The organism is Sorangiineae bacterium MSr11954 (assembly GCA_037157815.1).
In the GTDB taxonomy this organism is placed as follows: Bacteria; Myxococcota_A; Polyangia; order Polyangiales; family Polyangiaceae; genus Pendulispora; species Pendulispora albinea.
In genome coordinates, this window is the sequence record CP089984.1 from 2,083,943 (window position 1) to 2,107,415 (window position 23,473).

Here is a 23,473-nt window from a genome sequence, read left to right on the forward strand (position 1 = left end):
ACAATGTTCTCGATCGTGATCAGCGAAAAGGGAGGCTCCGAACGGAAGGAGTCCTTCGACAAGAATGAGATCAACGTGGGGCGCGTGCAGGGCAACGACCTCATGCTCCCGAAAGGGAACGTCTCCAAGCATCATGCGCGGCTGCTTTACCGCGATGGGCGGTTCATCGTTACGGATCTGAAGAGCACCAACGGAACGTACGTCAACGGCCGCAAAATCGCGCAGGCGACCATCGTCCGCGAAGGGGACAAGATTTACATCGGCGACTTCGTTCTTCGGCTGATCACGTCCGAAGAAGCTGCGCTGGTCGCCGCCGCCAACGATGGCGCGGGGCCGCCGCCGGGCGCCGTGAACAACCTGGGGGGTGGCCGTCCGCAAGGCATGCCGCCCCTGCCGGCCGAGACGAGCCTGCCGCCGTTTGGCGCACCGCCGCCCGGCCTCGACGCAGGGTCGCCCAACGATATCGGCGCGCCGCCGCCGCCCGGTCTGCCGCCGTCTCCTGCCGCGGCGCCGCCCGGTCTTCCGCCGCCGCACCTCGGCGCGCCGCCGCCTCCCGGTCTGCCCGGCTTGGCGCCCTCGCCGTTCGATGCGATGCCGCGCGAGAACGAGCTCGGTGGACCTCCTCCTCCGCCTCCGGGCTTGCCGCCGCAAGGCCCAGGGCTGTCCGCCCTCGCCGGGCCCACGCCCCACGCGGGCGCGGTTCCGCCTGCGAGCCCGTTCGGCCTTGGTTCGGGCCCTGCACCGGGCGGCAATCTCCCAGGTCTCGCGCCCCCTGCACCCGCGGCCCCGGGCTCGGGTGGAGGCGGCGCGGTCGCGGCGCAATCCGGCGGCGTCAGCACCAGCACCTCCGGGATGGCACGATTCCCCGCGCCGGCGCGTCTGCCCAACACGCTCGCCTCCGGCGCCTCGCCCGTGCCGGCCCAAGCTCGCGGCTCGGCGCCGGGCACCGCGCCCATTCCGTCCACGTCGGGGCCTTCGCTCGCGCGCACACCCGTCGGCGGCGGGCCGGCCATCGCGCCGCCGGGGCAACAGGTTCCGCTGCCGCGTCCTTCGGGGCCGGGGAGCGGAGCGCCCTCGCGCCTTCCGCCGCGGGAGACGCCGGCGCAAGCGGCCAAGCGCCTCGCGCTGGTCACCCTCATCGATCGCATCGCCGACGCCACGGATCTGAGCCCGCTCGATGCATCCATCTTCGTCGACGATCAAGTCGGCCAGGCGCTCGATCGCACGGCGCGCGAACAAGCGGCGGCCATGCAAGGCGACGGCGAGATCCCCGATGGGCTCAACGCCGAGACGTTGGTGGCCGACGCCATGGCGGAGCTCACGGGCTTCGGTCCCATCGGCGCCCTCATCGACGACGACGAGGTGAGCGAGATCCACTGCCTGCGCTACGATCACGTGCTGGCCGTGCGCGCGGGGGCCTTCGTGGCCTCCGATGCACCGCTCACCAGCGATGAAGCGCTCCGCCGCATCATCTGGCGCCTCGTTCAAAAGTCGGACGAGCCGCCGCGCCATGGCGAGAGCATCATCGAGCGAAGGCTGTCGCGCAGCGCGAGCATGTTGGCCCTGGTGCCCCCGGCATCTTCGGGGCACGCGCTGGTGGTGCGAAAGCGCCGCCGGCTCGAGCTGACCCTCGACGACTTCGTGCGCCTCGGCGGCCTGTCGCGCGCCATGGCGACCTTCCTCGAGAATTGCTTGCAGGCCCACGCCAATGTGCTGGTCTGCGGAGCGAACAGCCTGGCCGCCGCCTCGTTCTTGGCGGCGCTCACCTCCGCGAGCCCCGCGGGGGAGCGCATTTGCGTGCTGCAGGAGGTCGACGAGGTGTTCGTCCCCACCGCGCACGTCGTATCCATCGCGCTCCCCGACGTCCACGGGCGCGGTGAAGAAGCCGTGCGCGCGGCCGCGCGGATGCGTCCCGATCGCATCGTGGTGACCAACTTGGCCGGCGGCGTCGCCACCAGCACGGTGGAGGCCATCGCCGAAGGTGCCGAAGGCGTGCTCGCCGCGACCGTCGCGCCCTCGCTTCGCCAAGGGCTCTCGCGGCTGGCTGCGCAAGTGATCCTCTCGCGCCCCGGGACGAGCCTCGAGGCCGCGCGCGAGCTGGTGAGCGAGACCTTCGACATCGCCATCGAGGTCGCGCCCATGGCCGATGGTCGCTACCGCCTGGTGCGCCTGTCGGAGCTCTCGGGCGCCGACGCCAAGGGCATCACCGTGCGCGATCTCTTCGCGCCTGCCGAGGGCGGAGACGGCTCCTTTGCCGCCACCGGCGTGGTTCCGCGGGTGGTGGGCGAGTTTGCCCATCGCGGCGTCAAGGTCGATCCCAATCTCTTCAAGCGCGCCGCGTCACGCGGTTAGCCATCCAATTCGAATAAGGTAAGGGGGGAGCGTTCATGCAGGCGACGCGCGTGGCGGTGGTTCTTCTCGGCGGCATCGTCTTCGCGACGGGCGCTGTCTTCGTGGCCTGCGGCGGAGACGATTCGTCGCCCACCTCGCCGGGCAACGATGGCGGGACCGACACGACCACCCGCCCGGACACCGGCGGCAGCCCGAACGACGCAGGCGGCCCCCGCGACGCGCGCGCCTCCGATCCGCAAAGGGTGGCGTGCGGCAGCCAAACCTGCGACACCGATCAGCAGATCTGCTGTCGCCGGCTCGATGGGGGCGACTCGTGCATCGGTGAGACCGGCCCCGAGTGCGATGGCATCGAGGTGGCTTGCGACGAGCGCGCCGACTGCACCGATCCGGCGAACCCGATCTGCTGCGGCGCGGTGACCCTGAGCGGCGACTTCAGCGTGGAGTGCCAAGCCACCTGCGGGTCGGCCGCCAGCCGTCAGATTTGCAAGTCGGACGTCGAGTGCGGCGATGGGGGCAGCTGCATCACGCAGAGGTGCCGCGGCGTCGACATCTCCACGTGCGGCGGTATCCCGCAGGCGCTCTGCAACGACGAGACGGACAACTAAGTCGCTCAGTACACGCCGTCGGACACCGGCAGACGAAAGAACGGGCCGGTGAGGCCGACGCGCTCGAAGATGGCCTGCGCCTCTTGGAGGGTCCACTTGCGCCAGTCGCGATCGAGGTGATGGCCGTACCACGCGCGCGCCAGATCGAGCGCTTGCGCGACGGGCACCACCGCGCCTTGGGCGATTCGGTGGCGCTCGCACCAGCGTTCCACGTCTGCGGCGGAGCGGAAGGGGAGCACCGTCGAGCAAAAGTGAACGACATTCGCCCAGGCGTCGCGCAGCGGCACCGCGAAGTGCACGCCGAGCGACGATGAATCCTCCGCCACGGCGCCGTCGTGGAGCTGGATCTGCACGGGCTCGTGCTCGCCGCCGATCCGCGCATGAATGGTCGCGTTGGGGGCCGCGAGCACGGCGACGCCCAGCGCGCACCACATGCACGGGGCCCACCAGCCGCGCTCGCCCTCCGCGACCCACACCGCCGTGGGCGAGGCCGAGAAAGGATGCGCGATCCACACGTCGAGCGAGCCCGGATGCAGCACGAGGCCATGGCCATCGTGCAGCCGGCGAAGGGTCGCCGCCACTTGCTCCGAGGTCGCGCCAAGGTCCGCTGCAATCTCCCACGCGGTCGACGGGTACCCGCGCCGGACGAACGAATCGATCACGTGATGATGAACGCGGTCTTCCACGGGGAGAGCTTAGGTGCAGCTCGCGGCCGCTTCAAGGTGGTGCGCTCTCGCTCCAATTGGCGACGTCGTCGCGGAGCGACGCGTGCGCGCCGCACCACGTCAACGATCCCGGTCGGCGTGAGCGCCGAGAGCGCGCGGCGTGCACCGTCAACCATCCGCGCCGGGAGCTCGTGGCGCGCTCCGTCCATGATCACGGATCGGCCCCGAGCGCCGAGAGCTCGCTCTCCGCCTGCTCCCACTCCACGAGCAAGGTTTCGAGCTTCCCATCGAGCTCCACGTTCTCGCGCTCCAAGCGATCCACCTCGTCCTTCGCGGTGCGCTCGAAAAATCCCGGCTCCGCGTACAGCGCGAGGATGACCTTCTTGCGCTCCTCGGCCGCCGCGATGGCCGCGAGCAGACGGTCGCGCCGGTTGGTGAGCGCGTTGCGCTGGCTCCTTCGCCGGCGCTGCTCTTCCCATGCGAGCGCGTTGGTGCTCGCGCCGCCATCGCGGGGCTCCTCGGCGGCGGCGGCCTTGGTCTTGCGAACGACGGCGTCGGCGTCCAAGTGATCGTCGCCCAGGGCGGCCAGGTATTCGTCGTAGGTGCCTGGAAAGTCGCGGAGCCCCTCGGCGGTGACCTCCACGATGCGCGTGGCCACCCGCGAGACGAAGTGGCGATCGTGCGACACGAACAGCACCGTCCCATCGAACGCGGCGAGCCCCTCCACCAGCGCGGCGATGGCCTCGAGATCGAGGTGGTTCGTCGGCTCGTCGAGCACCAGCACATTGGGCTTTTCGGTGATGACCCGCGCGAACACCAAGCGGGCCGCCTCGCCCCCCGAGAGCATCCCGATGCGCTTGTCGACGTCCTCGCCCGAGAAGAGCATCCGCCCGAGCTGCCCGCGAACATAGCTGGTGGCCTCCGACGGGCACGTGTTCCACAGGTAATCGAGCGCGCTCACCTGGGGATCGGGGAGCATCTCGTGATGATCCTGCGGAAAGTAACCGACCTTCGCCTCGTGCCCGAGCTTCACGCTCCCGCCGTCGGCGTCCAGCCGCGCCATCACGATCTTGAGCAAGGTGGACTTCCCGAGCCCGTTCGCGCCGATGATGCCCACCTTCTCGCCGCGCCGCACCGTGAGCGAGACATCGCGCAGCACCTGCTTCGTCCCGTACGCCTTCGAGATCTGGCTCACCGAGAGCACATCGCGGCCGCTGGGGCGCTCGGGCTCGAAGCGAAAAAAGGGCGTGCGGCGCGAGCTCGCCTTGAGCTCTTCGACCTCGATCTTTTCGATTTGCTTCAAGCGACTCTGCGCTTGCCGCGCCTTGGTGGCCTTGTAGCGGAATCGCTCGACGAAGGCGCGCTTGTGGGCGATCTCCTTCTCCGCCTGGGCGATCTCCGCTTCTTTTCGCTCGCGCGTCTGCTCCTTCTCCGCCACGAACGCCGCGTAGTTGCCGACGTAGGGCGTGATGGTCTCGTAGTCGACGTCGAGGATGTGGGTGGCCACGTTGTCGAGGAAACGTTGGTCGTGCGAAATGACCAGCGCCACCCCGCGGTAGGCCGCGAGGAACTTCTCGAGCCAGCGGATCGAGAGGATGTCGAGGTGGTTCGTCGGCTCGTCGAGGAGAAGCACGTCGGGCCCGCCGACCAGCACTTGCGCGAGCAGCACGCGCAGCTTGAAGCCGCCGGACAAGGTGGAGAGCGGCCTTCGATGCGCCGCCATGGGAATGCCGAGGCCCTCCAGGATGGCGGTGGCCCGCGCCTCCAAGGTGTAGCCATCCGCGTGGGCGAGCGCCTCCTCCAAGTCGGCCAGGCGCGCGGGATCGCCCTCGCCGTGATCGATGATGCGCGCGCGCTCCTGGAGCATCGTCCAGACGGACGCGTCGCCCATCATGGCCAGATCCAGGATGATCTGCGCGTCGTCCAGGAAGTGATCCTGCCGGAGCACGCCCACGCGCGAGCGCGCCGGCATGGTGGCGCTGCCGTCGGTGGCCGGCTCGTCGCCCGCGAGGACCTTGAGGAAGGTGGTCTTCCCCGAGCCGTTGGCGCCGACCAGCCCATAACGCGATCCGGCGTTGAGCTTGAGCGTGACCTCTTCGAAGAGGGTGCGCCCCCCGTACGATTTGCCCAGTCGTGACGTGATGATCATGTGTGGCGGCCGGCAGCCTAAATCATGGCAGGCCTTCCTGCATCAAGCTGTCCCGCTCGAGCACGGAACAATAGTCGCCCACGGGCTCGCGCACCCAATACGCGCCGGTGGCAGCGCGCTCGGCCGTGGTCGTAAACCGGTACGATTCGAGGCGGCTGCGCACGAACCGCGGCGGGTTGCCCTCGAAGGGATCGCGCTCCAAAAGATCGAGGACGGCGGGGGAGCCCTGGAGCAGCCGCACGGCAAAGGCGATGTAGGCGATCTCGTTGCTGCAATCCTCCGACAGCGCGAAGAACCACATCTGCCAATCGAGCCGCGGCATGTGCAGCGGCGCAAAGCGCGGTGCCCGATTTGGATCGCCCGGCTTGTACTTGAAGGCGTACGTGCGCCACGCCACACCATCGTGGCTTCCCTCGACGACGATCTCGTTCCGGCTCGTGGTCATCACCGCGAAGAGCCCATACGTGTGCACCAGCGAAAGCGGCGCGACCGCCCGCGCCACCGCGCGAAACAGCGCCGGCTCCTCGCCCCACCCGCGCACCGCGTACCAGGTGCGCTCCGCGCTGAAAACGAGGAGCGCCGTGGCCGCGATGGCCGCGAATGACAGGCGCCTTCGCGCGGGGGCGCGTACCGCGGCGGGCAACAGGCTGGATTCCCGCACCGGCGCGAGCTTCTGCGCGAGGCGGGGGGCGAAACGGGAGAGCACGGCGAGCAGCTGTGCGTCGTCGAGGAGCAGCACCGCGAGCGCCGTGGCGAGCAGGTTGAAGAAGCCGTAGTTGCCGGTGGCGGCGATGAGCGCTTGCAGGAGCACGAATCCGATGAACGCAAGCCATCGACCGCGCCGCGGAATGAAGATGAGCAGCGGGAGATAAAGCTCGATGAGGAACACCCCGCGCGCCGAGAGCGTGTGGACCCAGGGCGGCAGCTTGTCCACGTACCAGCTGGTCCACGTGGGGAGCGGCTGCGTCCAATAATGGAACTGCAGGGCCGTGAGATCGCGCCAGCTGGGATCGTGGCTGAGGCGCTTGACCGCGCCGGAGAGGAACATCAGCTTGAAGACGAGGAAGCGCAAAAGCCAGAGCGCCATACGTCCTGGGGGGCGTGCGGCATCGAGCGAGGGGCGAATGCGCCGCCACGGTGCCAGAAGGAGCGCGGCCGCGCAGGTCTCGAGGAGGAGCGCGTCCCATTGGTACGAGAGGAAGGGCCCCGAGACGTGGGCGAGCAAAAGGTAGAGGAGCCACGCGACCAGCAACGCCCAGCCCGTGGCCACATCGAGGGCGACCAACGCCGACGCCGCCGCCCCCGTCCAGGCAATGCCGACGAGCGTGCCGTCGCGCATCCCGTTGCCAAGGTGGGGCCATGGGAGCTCGGTCGCGGGCACGATGCCTTGCGCGCCGATGAGACCTGGAATTTGCACGGCCAGCGAGGCAAAGGCCGCGAAGGCGCAGACACCGAGGAGGCGAAGGAAGATCCACCGCGTGAGGACGAGGGTGGCGGGGCGCACATCGCGCCCGATGAACAACGTCGTGAGCCACGAGGCGGCAGCGCGATGCGCGGCGACCCACGCGTAAACGGCTTCGCTGGCGCGTGCAAAGCCCGGTGATCCGGCATAAAGCATGGCCATCCAGCGGGAGCCTGGGGCGTGCGCCAGGGCGCGAAAAATGGCGTGTGCACCGCGGTAAACCGTTCCATCCACGTCCACCAAGTGCACGGCGGAGCGAAACGCATCTTCGTCGATGTGGGGGAGCGGGTCGGTGCCGGCGGAGCGAGATGCGTCTTCGTCGATGTGGGTGAGCGGGTCGGTGCCGGCGGAGCGAGACGCGTCTTCGGCGATGTGGGTGAGCGGGTCGGTGCCGGCGGAGCGAGACGCGTCTTCGTCGATATGGGCGAGCGGGTCGGGCCCGGCGGAGCGAGATGCGTCTTCGTCGATGTGGGGGCGCGGATCGGTGCCGGCAGGGCGAGATGCGTCTTCGGCGGTGTCGGAGAGGTGTTCGGACGTGCGCGGTGGCGCCTCGGTCTGATGGCTGTCGTATGGCTCCTTCGACGGCTCGTCGCGACCGGTGCTCGACCGAGCCACCTCTTGGTACGGCAGATAGTCCACGGCCGTGCCCGTTCGGAGGCGGAAGCGCGCGATCCATCGTTTGCAGAAGCCGCAATCGCCGTCGTAGACGACGAGCGGTCGCGCGCGCTCCTCGTGCAGCTCCGGGTGCACCTGTCGACTGTCCTTCATTTCCACCAGGCTCGCAAGGTGCGGATCGTGTATTGCCTCGCTTCATGACGCTCTCGCCGCGTGCCGCCGCCTTCACCAGCATCGCGCTGGCGCTGGTCTACGGCGTCATCCTGGCCGTGCTCAAATGGGTTCCGCGCTACGACTGCATGGTCGCGATGCTCATGCTGGCGGCCGTGTTTCGGCTGCTCGACGGAAACCCCCGCCGTGCGCTGGCCCTTCATGCCATCACGCAGATTTTGCTCGTCTCGTTTCTCGTGCACCTCTGGACGTTGGGCTACGAGGGACGAAACGCGATCGTGGGCGGCATTTTGCCGGTGAGCGATTCCAATGGGTACTACGATGACGCGCTCCGGCTCGTGTTCGGCGAGCGCTTTTTGGAGCACTCGTCGAAGCGCCCTCTGTTTGCCACCGTGCTCGCAGGGTTTTTGCGGCTCTCGGGGAGCAGCCTTCGCGTCGCCCTTCTTCTATTTGCCCTCGCCAGCGCGTGGGCGGTGGCGCGCGCATCGCTCGAGGTGTGGAGGACCCATGGGGCGAAGAGCGCCTTCGTCGTCTATGCGATTCTCTTCTTCTTCGAGCGACGCTGGACGGGGTTCATTCAAACCGAGCAGCTCGGGCTTCCGCTCGGCGTCATCGGCTTCGTGCTCTTCTGGCGCGCCCATGCACGCGATGCGCGCGGCACGCCTGGGCGCGAGCGCGAGTGGCTCGTTTATGCCGGGCTCTCGGCCATTTCCTTGGCGCTGATGGCGCGGGCCGGCGCCTTTTTCGTGCTCCCCGCGCTCCTCTGGTGGGCGGCGCGTCCATTCTCTGGCAAGGAGCGGCTTCGCGTGCTCGCGATGGGGTCGGCCGCCGCGCTGGCACCGTATGCCGTGCACTCCGCGGTGCTGCACTTCGTTGGAAATGGCGTAACGTTCTCCGACTATCCGGCCATCTTTTACGGGCTCGTTCACGGGGAAGACTACACGTACCTGTTTCAGACGCACCCCACGCTCGCAGAGCTCCCCGTTTCGGATCGGGTGGCCGCCACGTGGAAGATCGTCTTCGACGAGGCGCGCGCGGAGCCCCTGCAGGTGCTCGCGGGGTTCGTCAAGTCGGGTGCGGGGCTCTTCACGTCGCCCTACGGCATGTTCAGCTATGTGTGGACCAACCCCGACGACCTCGCCCTCGAAGACGCCGCCGCCGTGCGCGCGGCCATGGCGAGCGATGGCCTCCTCGGGCCGCTGCTCCTCTGGCGGCGCACCTTTGGGATCTACAGCTTGCTGAACGCCGGCGCGATGGGGCTCCTCGGCGGCGCGTTCGTTCTCGGCGCGCTCTACGCGCTCTATGTCGTGTTCGTGCGGGCGCGCCGCGATCCGGAGCTCTCGCTCCTTCGTCACGCCATGGCGGGCGTGCTCCTCTCGGCGCCGTTTACGCCGCCCTGGATCACGTCGGGGCAGCAGGTGCAAACGGCGACCCTCGCCTTCGTCGCGGCGCTCCCGGCCGTGATCCTCGGGTCGCGCCGCACATGGCCGGACGGCGCGTCGCCTCGCACCTCGGCGGACGCACAGCGCGGTGCCGCGCCCAACGACGCACGGCGGTCGCGCGATCCGCTGATCTACGTGCCCGCGGTGTTCGTCGGAGTCGTCGCGTCGATCGTGGCATGGATGCGCCTTTGGCCGGAGCGCCTCCCCGTGTGCGCGGCGCCGGGCGAGCACCTGGTGCTGCCGTTCGAAGGAACCGCCGTGGAGGTCGAGCCCGAGCGCAGCTTGCGCTTTCGCGGCAAGGCTATCTCCGATCTTCGTTTTTCGCTCGGCTACTTGGGAAAGCACAACCCCGAGATCGCCGACTCCGTCTCGCCGTACGTGCAGGCGGGCACCGTCTATGTCTCCGTGTTCGACGCCTGCGACGCGCGCGCCAAAATCGTGATCGACGATGCCCACCGCGTCGAGCTCGCGCCCTCCTGGCGCAAGCTCGAGGCAACGCCGTTGGCCTCACCGAGGGTCCTTCATGCTGCGAGCACATCGGAACGAGCGCCATGAGCCGTAAGCTCAAAATACGGCTCTTCGTCTATTCGACCCTGGCGTGCGCCCTCCTCGGCGCCATCGCATGGTGCACGGTCATGCCGGGTCGAAGCTTTCGCGGAGCGTTGCCGCCCCCGAGCGAAGGGCAGGCGCGCCTGGCGGCCGATCTCGAGCGCGACGTCGCCTTTCTGGCCGGCACCATCGGCGCGCGAAATACCGGTAGGCCCGGCACCTTGGACCAGAGCGCGGCCTACCTCGAGTCGCAGCTCGCCTCCGCGGGGTACGTTCCCAAGCGCTTCTCCTTCGACTCGGGCGGCACCTTGGTGCGGAACATCGAGGTCGCACGCGACGGAGAAGCCGAGAGGGGCGAGCCAGGCCGCTCTCCGCAAATCGTGGTCGTGGGCGCCCACTACGACAGCGCATCGGGCGCTCCCGGGGCCGACGACAACGCCAGCGGCGTCGCCGTTTTGCTGGCGCTCGCGCGCATGTTTCACGACGAGACGGGCGCGCGCACCGTGCGCTTCGTGGCCTTCGCGAACGAGGAGCCCCCGCACTTTTGGGCCCCGACCATGGGCAGCTTGGTCTACGCCAAGGCGTGCAAGGCGCGCGGGGAGCCCATCGTGGCGATGCTCAGCCTCGAGTCGCTCGGGTACTACCGCGACGATCCGGGCTCGCAGAAGTACCCTCCCGTGGTCCGCTGGTTCTACCCCGACACCGGCGATTTCGTCGGCTTCGTGGGCAACCTCGCATCGCGCGCGCTGGTTCGCGAGGCCATCGGCACCTTTCGCGCTTCGGCATCGTTCCCCTCCGAGGGCGCGGCGCTTCCTTCCTTCGTGCCCGGCGTTGGCTGGAGCGACCAATGGGCGTTCTGGCAATCGGAGTTCCCCGGCATCATGGTCACCGACACCGCGCCGTTTCGAAACCCGAACTACCACACGCCAAACGATCGATCCGAGACGCTCGACTACGGCCGGCTCGCCCGCGTGACGGAGGGGCTGGCCGCCGTCGTGAGGGAGCTCGTGTCGCATTCGGAGTAAGGCGCGGGTGCGGTCGGGCCGCGAAGCGTGGGAGCTGCCTGCCGGATTGTTTCGAAGGGTGGGACGTAGCTTGTTGAGCTAAGCTAGGCGCAACATGGAGCCCGCGCGCAAGGTCCCAACCCTCGCCGATCTCGATGCGCTGCCGTCGGACGTGAAGGGCGAAATCATCGAAGGCGTCCTCTACACGATGACGCGACCTCGCCCGCGTCATCAAGACACGAGCTTCTCGATCGGAAGCGATCTGCGCAGTCCCTTCGATCGTGGTCGCGACGGACCGGGGGGATGGCGAATTCTCATCGAGCCCGGTATCGAGCTTCCCAATACGCCGGAGGTAGCGCCCAACATTGCCGGATGGCGAAGGGAAAGACTGCCGAGCCTCCCGGAAGACTCGGCGATTCAAGTCGTCCCCGACTGGGTCTGCGAAATTCTCTCGCCCACGACGCGGCGCCACGATTTGCTCATCAAGAAGCCCCGCGCATCGGCGTCCCTTACCACTGGCTGGTCGATCTCGACGCGCGCACGATAACGGCGTATCGCCTCGCGTCGGGAGCATGGCTCGAGCTCGGCATTTGGGGCGATGAGACGGAGGTGCGCATCGAGCCGTTCGACGCGATCGCGCTCAATGTCGCCTCCTGGTGGCCGTAGAGCCGCAGGCTGTACGTCCGCGCCCGCCCCTCAAAACCGCGGTTTGCTCCCCGGAATCGACGGCCGCGAGCTCGGCGAGAGATCGATCTCGATCTCGTCCGGCCCCAGCACGGTAGCCTCGTCGCCCAGGCGCATGGCGTCGAGGAGCATGGCGCCGATGGAGCCGCGGATGGCCACGGACTGGGTCGCGCTCTCCGTGCGCTCGGCGGGGCTGAACCAGAAGCGACCGCGCTTCCAGTGAAGGACCTCGCGCAGCACGTCGGTGGGGGAGCGCTCGGCGCCGTCCAAGGAGCTCCCGACGAAGCCGCTGTCGGCGATGGAAAGGGTCGCGCGGCGGCCGCCCACGGTGACGACGGTGATGGTGCCGGTGCGGCGCTCCATTTCGAGGATCATCAGCACGGTGGCCAGCGACATTTGCGCGAGGTCACCGCGGAAGGCGGCGCCCACGGAGGAGTCGGCCAAGGCATCGACGAACGAGTCGCGCGGACGGCGGAGCCGGCGCGCCATGTCGATCAAGGCGGAGAGCTGCGCGGCCAACTCGTCGTCCGTAAAGGGCTCGCACAGGGAGGCGTCGGCGCCCACGTGCAGCCCCTGAAGCAACGAGTCGCGCTCCTCGCGCGAGGTGAGGAACAGAAACGGCGTTTGCGCGACCTCGCTCGGCTCCGTGCGAATCCGGCGCGCGACCCAGAATCCGTCGATGTCCTCCAGGGTCACATGGCACGCGATGCAGTCGGGCAGCCACGCGCACGCGCGCTCGAAACCGCTCCGAGCGCTCTGGCGAACTTCGACCTCATGACCATGACGCCGCAGGCTTACGGCGTGTCGTTCCGCCGTAGATGCATCGCCATGGATGAGGAGGATTCTCCCCACGTCCACGCCGCCACACTACCACAAGTGGATCCAACACCCCGACTTAACGGTATTTTCTAGCTGCACCAGGCCCTCGGGAAGCACGCGCCCACCACCACGTGCGTTCCCGGCCCTGCCACGTCACACGGTTTGCGCCGCGCAACGCGTCGAGATGCTGCCGCACGGCTTCGTACGCTCACACCGGCTCTTACGCTCGCCGCGTCGACCGCTCACCGACCTCACGCACCGTACGCCTCGAAGCGCTGCCGCGAGCTTCGTGCGCCCGCCCTCGAAGCGCTGCCGCAAGCTTCGTGCGCCCGCCTGACGCAAGCGCACGCCGCGACGCCACGTCACACGGTTTGCGCCGCGCAACGCGTCGAGATGCTGCCGCACGGCTTCGTACGCTCACACCGGCTCTTACGCTCGCCGCGTCGACCGCTCACCGACCTCACGCACCGTACGCCTCGAAGCGCTCCCGCAAGCTTGGTGCGCCCGCCCGACGCAAGCGCCCGCCGCGACTCAAACGCTCTGATATGCGCTCGAAGCGCTACCGCGAGCTTCATGCGCCCGCCCGACGCAAGCGCACCCCGCGACTCAAACGCTCTGGAACGCCTCGAAGCGCTGCCGCAAGCTTCGTGCACCCGCCCGACGCTAGCGCACCCCGCGACTCAAACGCTCTGCGTAGCTTCGGCGCGCTTCTGCATCTTGCGGTGGAGCAGGCGTTTCTTGAGCGGCCCGAGATGGTCGATCATCAACTTGCCCAACAGGTGGTCATACTCGTGCTGAATCGCCACCGCGAGCAGCTCCTCGGCCTCGATTTCGAACGGCTTGCCGTTTCGATCGAGGGCGCGCGCGCGGACATACGCGGCGCGCTCGATTTCCTCGGTGACCCCGGGGAAGCTGAGACACCCCTCCGTCCACACGATCTCGTCGCGGCGCTCCAAAATCTCCGGATTGATGAAGACGCGCAGATCGCTCGGCTCGTCCTCGGCTGCGATGTCGACGATGAAGATCTGCAGCGGCACGCCAATTTGGGTGGCGGCCAGGCCTACACCGGGTGCGGCGTACATCGTCTCTGCCATATCGTCGAGGAGCGTTTGGATCTCCTTATCGGCGATGCGGGAAGGGTCTACTTTCTCGCCAGGGTTGCGAAGGCGCTTGTCCGGGTAGTGCAAGATCGTGCGAATGGCCATGACCGAATCTCTTTAATAGTGCGCAAACCACCCCCTAGCCAGGTTTTCCGAATCAACATCCGGGCCAGCCGCCCAACCCGACTGTGCGCCAGGCATCCGAAGCTGGCTACGCCCAGCCGGTAAACCAGCCCCTACGGATAGACCAGCGGACCGAACACATGCGCGTCTTTGCCGCAGAGCTCCCAGGTGGGCTCGGCAATGTGCGGCGCATCGGCCGGGGTGGCCGGGCCCGCCCAGTCGACGGCGCCCGGACGCCCGCGCGGCCCGAGGAGGCTCGGCGCCAGAAACGCATGAAGCTCGTCGGCCAAGCGCGACGCGAGAAAGCTCCCCGCGAGCTCGGCGCCGCCCTCGACCATCAAGGTGACGATGCCGCGCGCGGCGAGCAAACGAAGGGCGCCCGCCACGTCGATGCGGCCCTCCGCGGAGCTCGGGGCCCGCAAAATCTCCACGCCGCGGGTGGTCAGCGTCTCTTCGGCCGCGCCGGATGCGTCGGCGTTGCAGATGACCCACGTGGGGACCTCGATGGCGGTCTCCACCAGCCGGCTCGCCGGCGGAAGGCGAAGCTTCGTATCGAACACGATGCGCACCGGGCTCTCACCGACCGCGTCGCGCACGGTGAGCCGCGGATCGTCGGCCAGCGCGGTGCCGATGCCGATGGCCACCGCGTCGTGCTGCGAGCGCAGCGCGTGCACCCGGGCGCGCGCGTCGGGGCCCGTGACCCACTTGGACGCGCCCGAGCGGGTGGCGATGCGGCCGTCGAGCGAGAGCGCCAGCTTCAACGAGACGTGCGGGAGCCCTTGTGTGACGTATTTGGACCACGGTGCGATCAGGCGCAGGGCCTCGGCTTCGCAAACGCCGGTGGTGACCTCCACACCGGCGGCCCGCAAACGATCGATGCCCCCGCCCGTGACGCTGGGGTTGGGATCGGCGCAGCCGATGACCACGCGCTTCACCTTGGAGGCGAGGATCGCGTCGGTGCACGGAGGTGTTTTGCCGAAGTGGTTGCACGGCTCCAACGTGATGTAGAGCGTGGCGCCTTCCGCGCTTTCGCCGGCCGCGGCCAGCGCGGCGCCCTCCGCGTGCACGTCGCCCGCGCGCGCATGAAAGCCGGTGGAGACCACGGCGCCGTCTTTGACGACCACGGCCCCGACGTGCGGGTTGGGGGAGGGGTGTCCCTTGCTGCCCTCTTCGAGCGCGCGACGCATCCACTTCTCGTCGTCGCGCTCGGCGGGGTCGCGCTCACTCGAACGCGGCGAAGGCGCCGTTCCGTTCTCCGGCGGCTCTTTCATTACGGCTCCTCGATCTGGCGTAATTTGGCGATTTTCTCGAGCTCGGCGCGGAATTCATCGAGGTCGCGAAACGAGCGGTAAACGCTGGCAAAACGAACGTAGGCAATGTCGTCGAGCGTGCGCAGGTGCTTCATGACGCGCTCCCCGACTTGCTGCGCGGGGATCTCTTTTTCGCCGGTGTCGATGAGCTCGCGCTCGATCTGATCGACGATGGCCTCGATGCGCGCCAGCGCGACATTGCGCTTCTCGCACGCCTTGCGCATCCCGCCGAGAATTTTCTGCCGATCGAAGTTCTCGCGCCGCCCGTCCTTCTTCACCACCAACGGGACGATTTCTTCCACCCGCTCGTAGGTCGTGAAGCGCCGGGCGCAGCTCTCGCACTCACGGCGGCGACGGGTAACGTCTCCGGCGGCAGACAGGCGCGAGTCGGTGACCTTGCTCTCGAGGTGCGCGCAGAACGGGCACTTCATTCGGACTCGATCTTGTTGACCCTGCGCACGTGGCGTTTGTCCCCGCCGAAGGGGGTGGTCAGCCACGTCTTGACGATTTCCCACGCCAGACCGAAGCCGACGACGCGCCCGCCGAGGCAAAGCACGTTCGAGTCGTTGTGCGCGCGGCTGTAGCGCGCGGTGAACACGTCCGAACAATTCACGGCGCGGATGCCGCGGTGGCGGTTGGCGGTCATGGCCATGCCGACCCCGGTGCCGCACACCAAAATGCCGCGATCGTAGCTGCCGGCCAGCATGCCGAGCACCGCCTGGCGCGCGTAATCCGGATAATCCGTCGACTCGGTGGTGTGCGTCCCGATGTCGAAGACGGTGTAGCCCCCCTCGCGCAACCCCTCGACGAGCTCTTTCTTCAGTTCGAGGCCGCCGTGATCCGAGGCCAAAACGATCCGCTCGCTCATGGTGTTCGCTACTTTCGGCTACCCCTCGAAGCGTGAGAACAGCAAGGAGCAATTCGTACCGCCGAAGCCGAACGAATTGTTCAACGCGTGCCGGATCCGCCGCTCGCGCGCGACGTTGGGCACATAATCGAGCGCGCACTCGGGATCGGGCTCGTCCAGGTTGATGGTCGGGGCCACGCGGCCCTCGGCCACCGTGAGGGCCACGATGGCGCTCTCCACCGCGCCCGCTGCGCCCAGGAGGTGACCGATCATCGACTTGGTGGAGCTGACCCAGAGCTTCTTGTCGGCCGCGTGCGCGCCGAAGACGCCCACGATGCCCTTCGACTCTTCGGCGTCGCCCGCCGGGGTCGAGGTCCCGTGCGCGTTGATGTAGTCGATGTGGTCGGGCGAGACGTTCGCGTCCTTCAGCGCCATGCGCATCGCGCGCTGCGCGCCCTCGGCGTTGGGGGCCGGGTGCGTGATGTGGTGCCCGTCGCTCGACGCGCCGTAGCCCGTGATCTCCGCGTAGATGCGGGCGCCGCGCTTCTTGGCGCGGGAGAGCGACTCGAGGATCAGAATGCCGCCTCCTTCGCCGCACACGAACCCATCCCGGCCCTTGTCGAAGGGGCGGCTGGCGCGCTTGGGCTCATCGTTGCGCTTGGAGAGCGCCATCATGGCCTCGAAGCCGCCGATGCCGACCGGGGTGATGGTCGCCTCCGAGCCGCCTGCCACCATGATCTGCGCCCGCCCGCGGCGGATCCACTCGACGGCCTCGCCGATGGCGTGCGCGCCGCTGGAGCATGCGCTGGTGGTGCAGTAGCTGGGGCCGCGCAGGCCGTGGGTGATGGAGACTTGTCCGGCCGCGAGGTTGGCGATGATGCCGGGGATGGAGTAGGGGCTGACCCGGCTGGGGCCCTTTTCCATCAAGGTTTGCTTCGTCTTTTCCAGCGTTTCCAGGCCGCCGAGGCCCACGCCGATAAAACAACCCGCCTCGTCGCGCTCCTCGTCGGTCAGCTCGAGCTGCGCGTCGGCGAAGGCCAAGTTGGCCGCCCCGAGGGCGAACTCGGTGAAGCGGTCCATCTCCTTGAGCTTCTTTTTCGGGACGAAGCGCGTCCCGTCCCATCCCTTGACCTCGCCCGCGATCCGCACGCGAAATGCAGCGGGATCGAACAGCGAGATCCGATCGATGCCGCTTTCGCCTGCGAGCAGGGCGCGCCAGGATTCCTGGGTTCCGATGCCGAGGGGTGTAACGAGGCCGATGCCGGTAATGACGACGCGTTCCATAGACGTTCCGAAGAGTAGGCGTTTACGGCAAAGTCTTTAGTACGGCCAGACGGCCTTGTCACGGCACCCACCGCACGGCAGATCCGTGGCGAAGTCGGGGCTCCTCATACCGTACTCCTCGGCGCTGAGTCTCCGTAAGGACCCGCGGCGCGGTAGGCCAAAGTGCCGCGTCCGCCGCAGCACCCTGCGCACGTTCGAGCACGCGACAAAACCAAAAATCGAGCTCGACCTGGTTTGCAGGCATGCGCCTCGCCGAGAAAAGGCGAGGCGACCTAGACGGTTGCCGACAAAATCACCCGGAAAGCTCGACTCTGGCTTGGCAGATGCGGCGCAAAAGAAGGGGTAGGTGCCGAGGCCGATGGGCCGGCAAGCTACCCGCGAAAACTACTTCTTCGCGTGCCGCTCGATGTAGTCGATCGCGTCCTGGACGGTGCGGATTTTTTCCGTGTCCTCGTCCGGAATGTCGATCTCGAAAGCTTCTTCGAACGCCAGCACCAGCTCGACCAGGCCGAGCGAGTCGGCGCCGAGGTCGTCGATGAACGTCGATTCGGGCTTGATGTCTTTCTCTTCGACATCGAGCTGCTCTCTGATGATGCGTTTGACCTCGGTGGGGATGTCCTGAGCCATGCGTGCCTCGTATCAGAAAAAGGGTGCGTCGTGGGGAAAGCTTCTACGAAGATCGCGCGAATCGGTCCGCGCGTCACCAGCGAGTCGCGTTCATCGCGCCAATCGCGCTGTCATACGTACATACCGCCATTGACCCGGAGGACTTGGCCGGTGACGTAACCTGCTTCGTCGCTCGCCAGGTAGACGGCGGCGGCGGCAATTTCCTCGGCTTTTCCAGTGCGCGCCAGCGGAACGAGCTTGTGGATCTGTTCGCGCTGCGCGTCGGTCATCCCGGCGGTCATGTCGGTGTCGATAAAGCCCGGGGAGATGACGTTCACCGTCACGTTTCGGGACGCGTACTCCCGCGCGATCGAGCGGGCCGCGCCGATGAGGGCCGCCTTGCTGGCCGCGTAGGCGGTCTGCCCGACGTTGCCCATCTCGCCGACGACGCTCGAGAGGAACACGATACGGCCCGATTTCGTGCGCATCATGCTCTTGGTGGCCGCGCGCGCGCACGTCAACGCACCGCGTACATTGATGTTGAAAAGCTTGTCGAGATCCTCGTTTTTGAGGCGCAGAAGCAGCCCGTCGATGGCGACGCCGGCGCTTGCAACCAGGATGTCGATCCGACCATGGCGCTTGATGATGGCTTCGATCTGCGCTTCGGTGGCCTCTGTATCGGCCACGTCGAACCGCGCGATTTCGGCTTTACCACCGGAGGCAACGATGGCCGATTCGACCTCGCGCGCGGCGCCTTCGCCGTTGACGTAGTTGATGATGACCGTCGCGCCTTGACGCGCGAGTGCTTCGGCGCAGGCCCGTCCGATGCCGCGCGAGCCGCCAGTGACGAGAGCAATTTTGGAATCGAGGCGAAACATCTTGTTGGGCGCTTTCTCTCACGCCTTTCGGCACTTGTCACTAGGGCCGGGGCGCTTCCGGTCTGCCGCTCGAGGCGGCCGGAATCCCATGGCCCCGCGGTCTGCCGCTCGAGGCGCCCGAATTCAGGAGGTTCCGGCGGCCGAAAGAAATGCCGGGACTTCGTCGAACGACTTGGGATCGCAGACGCTCAACACCTTGAGATCTTTGACCACGCGGCGACTCAACCCTGCCAGGACCTTGCCTGGCCCGATCTCCAGGGCATGCGTGATCCCCTGCTCGTGCATGAAACGAATGGTCTCCTCCCAGCGCACCGCGCCGTCGACCTGACGCACGAGGAGCTCTTTGACGCGCCCTTCGTCCCGATTCGGCCGGGCATCGACGTTCGCGACCACGGGGAAGGCGAGGGGGGCGATGGTGACCTGCGCGAGCTGCTTTTCCAGCGCCCGGGCGGCCGGTGCCATCAACGGGGAGTGAAAAGGTGCGCTCACGTTGAGCACTTTGGCCTTTCCTCCGCGGGTGCCCGCGACCGCCACGGCACGCGCCACCGCCTTGGCATGTCCAGCGATGACGATCTGCCCGGGGGAGTTGAAGTTGGCCGGGCGAACCACCTCCCCGGAGGTGGCCTGTTCCTCTTCTTCGACCTGCTGGCAGACCGCGGTCACGGCGTCGGCATCGAGCCCCATGACGGCGGCCATGGCGCCGACCCCGGGGGGCACCGCTTCCTGCATCGCCAAGCCGCGCGCGCGCACCAAGCGCACACCGTCTTCCACGCTCAGCGCGCCTGCGGAGAGGAGCGCGGAGTATTCACCCAGCGAGTGCCCGGCGCCGAGGCCGGGGAGCGGAAGATCGGGAAAGCGCTCGCGCAAGGCGGCGAGCACCGCGGCGCTCGTGGCCAAAATGGCGGGTTGCGCGTTCGCGGTGAGGGTGAGCGACTCCTCGGGCCCGTTCATCACGAGCTCTTGGAGGGGTTCGCCGAGGGCGCGATCGACCCGGGCCCAGACGTCGCGTGCGGCGGCCGAGGCAAGGAGGGTCTCCTTGGCCATGCCAACCGACTGCGACCCTTGACCAGGGAACAGCCACGCCGTTCTGCCCGCTTCTTTGGAGATCGACGCCGGGCTCAGCATCTATTTGGTGCGCCTTTCGCGCTCAGTCCGGCTTTTTCGCGACGGCGGTTACCTGGCGACCATTGTAGAACCCACACGCCGAGCAGGCGCGGTGGGGGACGCTCGGCTCCCCGCAATTCGGGCAGGCAATGAGCTGGATGGCCGTCACTTTGTCGTGATTGGCGCGGCGCATGTTGCGCTTGGAACGGCTGGTTCGTCGTTTGGGGACGGCCACGGCGGCTACTCCTTCTTGAGATTCTTGAAACGCAGCAAAGGCAAAAGGCGCGGGTCGAGCGATTCTTGGGGAACCTCCGAGCTCGCGCCGGAAATGCTACCGGCGCTCATACCCGGGCAATCCTCCGAACACAAGGGGATCATCGGGATTTGCAAAACGAGCTCATCCCGAACGACCTCGTCCAGGACGACATTTTCTCCGTCGAAGGGCACGACATCGGCTTCTTCGGCGGAAAATTCATATTCCTCCGCGTCCGGCGCTTTGGAGCGGGCGGCGGGGACCATGAGAAAGCTCAGCTTCTCGTCGATGGGGATGCGCGCCGGCTCGAGGCAGCGCGCGCAGGGCGCGACCAGCTCGAACTGCAAGCGCCCCAGCACCACCACGTCGGTGCCGCTTCGCGAGAGGCGCACGTCGAGCTTTCCGTCTTCGCCCACGGGGCCGGCCTCGTTCCCCTCGAGCACGCCGCGGACCCAGCTGACGCGCACGGGGAAGTGGTACTCCTTGCCCGCCGTGTCGAGCTCGGACACGGGGACTCGGAATTCGGGCGAACGGGTAAGGGGTTCTGCCATGGCGAAGGGCGCGCGAATCTTCCACGCGAAGCGCCCTCGCGCAAGCACTGGGTTACGTTTTTCGTGTTTTGGTTTGCGATTATTTCGGCGGTCTAGAACCGCGTCTCGTAGCCCGCGAGCCAGCCGCCGCCGCGGGTGGGGGTGACCACGGTGTGCCCAAGGGCGTGCTGGATGAGATGCGGGCGGCCCTGCGACGTCGTGACGCGGGGCGCCTCGTCGGAGCGGTGCGTGAGAAAGAGGTATGTCGCCACCCCAAGGGCCGCGACGCCGACCCCCAGGGAGATATCGGCCACCAGGAACTTCGTCTTCACGGCGTCGGCGTCGGACTTGTTGCAGTTCGGCTCGCACGTGTCCTTCAAGTCGTTGTAGTCGCTGCGGCCCTTGATGCCGAAAAACGCAAAGCTGCCCAGCGCGAGCAGGCCGGCGCCGCCCACGACGTACGCCGCCACGGGGGCGCTGCGGGTGGTTTTGGGCGGCGGGGCAGGCTCCGGGACGGGGGACGGGAGCATCGCTTCCGTGCGGGGATTCACGTTTGGAAAGGGCACCTGGAGCACCCGCCCTTTTTGCCGCTCGGAGATGACGACCTTCTCGTCGACGACGAAGGGGCCTTCGCCGCCGCGGCTGTATTCGAAGCGCATGTCGTGCGGGCCGGGATCGATGGGCACCTGGGTGCCGGTGAGCTTGTCGAGGAAGGGCTGGCCATCGACCGAGACGCGGACGTCGACCAGATCGATGTCGTGGCCGTCCCTGGCGGTGATCACCACCGTGGGCAGCCGCTCCTCGACGTCGGCGAGCCATGCGCTGCACTCTTTGGTGACCACGCCGGGGCAGGTGGAGCTCGCGCAGCCGACGAAGCGGGTGCGCGCGTCGAGCAGCTTGCCGCCGTCGCGCAAGGATTGCCCTTCGTCGGCGTCGGCGATGCACTTGTCCTTGATGATCTGCGCTTCGCTCTTGGAGGGCGCGGGCTTGGGGGCCGCGGGTTGCGGCTTCGAGGGCGCGGGCTTGGGTGCGGCGTGCAGCGCGCTCGACCAGCCGAGGACCAGCAGCGCGCCAGAGACGCGCCAATGCATGTAGGTTACAGGCATTCGGGCTTGAACTTCTTTCTTCCGCTGGAGTCGACGGAATAAGGGGGATCGCAGTTCTTGCGGGGTGCGGGCGCGGCGGTGGGGCGCGGTGGCGGCGGCGGTTTCGTGCTGGCCGTGGGCGCGGTGGCGGTCGAACTCGATGACGCTTCGGGCCTGGTCGTCGCGGAAGGAACCGGCTCGATCGTGCGAACCGGCGGTTCGCGCGTGGTCGGGGGCGCCGTTGCCGTGGGGGCCGGGGGCGGCTTCGTCCCACCGCGCCCGGGGCCCGTGAAGGCGGCGATGAGCGATCCCAGGAGCACGCAGGCGATGACGAGCAGCGCCATGAGCGCGGGCTTTGCGAAGCGCCTCGAGGCGCCGGTCTTTGGGCTTGCGAACGAGGGCGGAGAGAGCGGAGCGCTTTGCGATGGCCCCGAGCCGTCGAGGCCGAGCATCCGGTGATCGGGCGAAGCGCTCGCCGGGCCGCCGAGGGAGGACGCGCTGACCGCGCCGGTCGTCCGAGGCGCTTTGCGCATCGACGAAATCTCGTGGAGCAGCTGCTCGGAGCTCGGCGCGTCGGTCTGCAGCTCGATGGCGGCCACCGTGCGGTACCGGGCGGCCAGGGGTGCTCCGGCGACGCTCTCCATCCAGTCGGCCACCTCGGCGGAGCTCGCGGTGCGGGAGACCGCGCGCTCCAACGCCACGGCCATCTCCCGCGCGGTCGCGAAGCGCTTGTCCGGCTGCCGTGAGAGGCCGCGCATCACCACCTGGTCGAGCGCGAGGGAGATGTCGGGTGCAAAGCGGCTCGGTGGCTCGACCGCCATGCTCAGGAGCTGCGCGAGGATCATCGCTTCGTTCTCGCCGCTGAAGAGCCGCTTTCCGGTCAGCGCCTCCCAGAGGCAGACCGAGGCCGCATACACGTCGATGACGCGCGTGACGGTGCCGTCGGGCGAGAGCTGCTCCGGGGCCATGTAGGGGAGCTTCCCTTTGATCTGGCCTTGCTGCGTGGTGTGGATCCGCCCGGCGGCCTTGGCGACGCCGAAGTCGAGGACGCGCGCGACCCCGTCGGAGCCCACCAGGATGTTCTGCGGCGACACGTCGCGGTGCACGATGGAGAGCGGCGCCCCGCGCTCGTTGCGCGCCTCGTGGGCGGCGTGCAGACCCTGCAAGGAGCCCGATAGAATGCTGGCCGCGATGGGCGGTGGGATCAGCCGGCCCGCCCGCACCTCTTGGCGAATGAGCCGCGCGAGCGACTCGCCGTGGACATACTCCATGACCACGAAAAGCTCGCCGTCCGTGGCCACCACGTCGAGGGTCGGCACCACGTTGGGGTGACGGATGCGCGCCGCCAGCCTCGCCTCGTCGAGGAACATGGAGACGAACTCCGGATCGCGCGCAAACTGCGCGTGCAGCCGCTTGATGGCCACCGTGCGCGAGAACCCAATGGCGCCGTGAAGGCGGCCAAAATGAACGGTGGCCATCCCCCCGACGGCGATTTCACCGTGCAACGCATAACGGCCGAGCAGTCGTACGGGATTTTCGGGCACCACCGCGCCGCCCATCATCGATGACGTAGCCTAGCGCAGCTAACTCGGCCACGGCGTTCCAAACGATGGCCTTCGGTCTACACTCGTCTCGTTCGGCGTCTCGTTCAGGCGTCTCGTCCGGCGCATCGTAGGGGCGCCTCGTCCGGCGCGTTATTCGCGTTTTGTTCGCGGCTCATTCGGCTCTCGTTCGCGCCCTGGTGACGATCGGGTTCGCGTTGCGTTGCCCCCCTAGAGCTTCTTTGCAAATGTGCGCTTGAAAAGCGCTTGACGTCCCGTGAAGTATGGGGTCCCG

General features: G+C 67.8%; 21 protein-coding genes. 5 read left to right on the forward strand and 16 right to left on the reverse strand.

Annotation, left to right across the window (positions count from 1 at the left end; all coding sequences use genetic code 11):
- Window positions 1-3: 3 nt before the first annotated feature.
- On the forward strand, window positions 4-2,352 hold the full coding sequence (tadA, locus tag LZC94_08560; protein ID WXB17321.1) for a Flp pilus assembly complex ATPase component TadA: 2,349 nt from the start codon (window positions 4-6) through the stop codon (window positions 2,350-2,352).
- Between the two features lie 35 nt (window positions 2,353-2,387).
- Window positions 2,388-2,957, forward strand: coding sequence for a hypothetical protein (locus LZC94_08565; GenBank protein ID WXB17322.1), 570 nt, complete (start codon window positions 2,388-2,390; stop codon window positions 2,955-2,957).
- A 5-nt stretch (window positions 2,958-2,962) separates the two neighbouring features.
- Here the strand turns inward: LZC94_08565 and LZC94_08570 are convergent, their stop codons facing one another.
- The 3 genes from LZC94_08570 to LZC94_08580 form a co-directional block, all read right to left on the reverse strand.
- A complete protein-coding gene (locus LZC94_08570; protein WXB17323.1) occupies window positions 2,963-3,643 on the reverse strand; it encodes an alkylmercury lyase family protein in 681 nt (226 codons plus the stop codon).
- 190 nt (window positions 3,644-3,833) lie between these two features.
- Window positions 3,834-5,771, reverse strand: a complete 1,938-nt coding sequence (locus LZC94_08575) for an ATP-binding cassette domain-containing protein (protein ID WXB17324.1) — start codon at window positions 5,769-5,771, stop codon at window positions 3,834-3,836.
- Between the two features lie 22 nt (window positions 5,772-5,793).
- Window positions 5,794-8,001 (reverse strand): lipase maturation factor family protein, encoded by a 2,208-nt coding sequence (locus tag LZC94_08580; GenBank protein WXB17325.1) that lies wholly within the window; start codon window positions 7,999-8,001, stop codon window positions 5,794-5,796.
- 44 nt (window positions 8,002-8,045) lie between these two features.
- Here LZC94_08580 and LZC94_08585 point away from each other — a divergent pair, with 44 nt between their 5' ends.
- The 3 genes from LZC94_08585 (at window position 8,046) to LZC94_08595 (ending at window position 11,561) form a co-directional block, all read left to right on the forward strand.
- Window positions 8,046-10,016 carry a hypothetical protein gene (locus LZC94_08585; GenBank protein ID WXB17326.1) on the forward strand — a complete coding sequence of 657 codons (1,971 nt, stop codon included), beginning with the start codon at window positions 8,046-8,048 and terminating at the stop codon, window positions 10,014-10,016.
- The gene (locus tag LZC94_08590; protein ID WXB17327.1) at window positions 10,013-11,035 is read left to right on the forward strand and encodes a M28 family peptidase; all 1,023 of its coding nucleotides are present in this window, start codon (window positions 10,013-10,015) and stop codon (window positions 11,033-11,035) included. Before LZC94_08585 ends, LZC94_08590 begins: the two co-directional genes overlap by 4 nt.
- 187 nt (window positions 11,036-11,222) lie before the next feature.
- Window positions 11,223-11,561, forward strand: a complete 339-nt coding sequence (locus LZC94_08595; protein ID WXB20361.1) for a Uma2 family endonuclease — start codon at window positions 11,223-11,225, stop codon at window positions 11,559-11,561.
- A gap of 149 nt (window positions 11,562-11,710) precedes the next feature.
- Here the strand turns inward: LZC94_08595 and LZC94_08600 are convergent, their stop codons facing one another.
- The 13 genes from LZC94_08600 to LZC94_08660 all read right to left on the reverse strand — a co-directional run bounded on the left by LZC94_08600 (window position 11,711) and on the right by LZC94_08660 (window position 23,199).
- On the reverse strand, window positions 11,711-12,556 hold the full coding sequence (locus LZC94_08600; protein WXB17328.1) for a DUF4388 domain-containing protein: 846 nt from the start codon (window positions 12,554-12,556) through the stop codon (window positions 11,711-11,713).
- Window positions 12,557-13,197: 641 nt separating this feature from the next.
- Window positions 13,198-13,722: a peptide deformylase gene (gene def / locus LZC94_08605; GenBank protein ID WXB17329.1), complete on the reverse strand. Its 525-nt coding sequence runs from the start codon at window positions 13,720-13,722 to the stop codon at window positions 13,198-13,200.
- Window positions 13,723-13,853: 131 nt separating this feature from the next.
- Window positions 13,854-15,011, reverse strand: a complete 1,158-nt coding sequence (gene ribD, locus LZC94_08610; GenBank protein ID WXB17330.1) for a bifunctional diaminohydroxyphosphoribosylaminopyrimidine deaminase/5-amino-6-(5-phosphoribosylamino)uracil reductase RibD — start codon at window positions 15,009-15,011, stop codon at window positions 13,854-13,856.
- Window positions 15,011-15,481: a transcriptional regulator NrdR gene (gene nrdR, locus LZC94_08615; protein ID WXB17331.1), complete on the reverse strand. Its 471-nt coding sequence runs from the start codon at window positions 15,479-15,481 to the stop codon at window positions 15,011-15,013. Before nrdR ends, ribD begins: the two co-directional genes overlap by 1 nt.
- Window positions 15,478-15,918 carry a ribose 5-phosphate isomerase B gene (gene rpiB, locus LZC94_08620; GenBank protein ID WXB17332.1) on the reverse strand — a complete coding sequence of 147 codons (441 nt, stop codon included), beginning with the start codon at window positions 15,916-15,918 and terminating at the stop codon, window positions 15,478-15,480. Before rpiB ends, nrdR begins: the two co-directional genes overlap by 4 nt.
- Before the next feature lie 18 nt (window positions 15,919-15,936).
- Window positions 15,937-17,181 (reverse strand): beta-ketoacyl-ACP synthase II, encoded by a 1,245-nt coding sequence (gene fabF / locus LZC94_08625; GenBank protein ID WXB17333.1) that lies wholly within the window; start codon window positions 17,179-17,181, stop codon window positions 15,937-15,939.
- Between the two features lie 384 nt (window positions 17,182-17,565).
- Window positions 17,566-17,808, reverse strand: coding sequence for an acyl carrier protein (gene acpP, locus LZC94_08630; protein ID WXB17334.1), 243 nt, complete (start codon window positions 17,806-17,808; stop codon window positions 17,566-17,568).
- A 110-nt stretch (window positions 17,809-17,918) separates the two neighbouring features.
- The gene (gene fabG / locus LZC94_08635) at window positions 17,919-18,665 is read right to left on the reverse strand and encodes a 3-oxoacyl-ACP reductase FabG (protein ID WXB17335.1); all 747 of its coding nucleotides are present in this window, start codon (window positions 18,663-18,665) and stop codon (window positions 17,919-17,921) included.
- 123 nt (window positions 18,666-18,788) lie between these two features.
- A complete protein-coding gene (gene fabD / locus LZC94_08640) occupies window positions 18,789-19,709 on the reverse strand; it encodes an ACP S-malonyltransferase (GenBank protein ID WXB17336.1) in 921 nt (306 codons plus the stop codon).
- A 103-nt stretch (window positions 19,710-19,812) separates the two neighbouring features.
- Window positions 19,813-20,004, reverse strand: coding sequence for a 50S ribosomal protein L32 (gene rpmF / locus LZC94_08645; protein WXB17337.1), 192 nt, complete (start codon window positions 20,002-20,004; stop codon window positions 19,813-19,815).
- 5 nt (window positions 20,005-20,009) lie between these two features.
- Entirely contained in the window at window positions 20,010-20,531 is a 522-nt protein-coding gene (locus LZC94_08650; protein WXB17338.1) for a DUF177 domain-containing protein, read from the reverse strand.
- A 134-nt stretch (window positions 20,532-20,665) separates the two neighbouring features.
- Window positions 20,666-21,658, reverse strand: a complete 993-nt coding sequence (locus tag LZC94_08655; protein ID WXB17339.1) for a hypothetical protein — start codon at window positions 21,656-21,658, stop codon at window positions 20,666-20,668.
- Window positions 21,649-23,199, reverse strand: a complete 1,551-nt coding sequence (locus tag LZC94_08660) for a serine/threonine protein kinase (GenBank protein ID WXB17340.1) — start codon at window positions 23,197-23,199, stop codon at window positions 21,649-21,651. Before LZC94_08660 ends, LZC94_08655 begins: the two co-directional genes overlap by 10 nt.
- Between the last annotated feature and the right edge of the window lie 274 nt (window positions 23,200-23,473).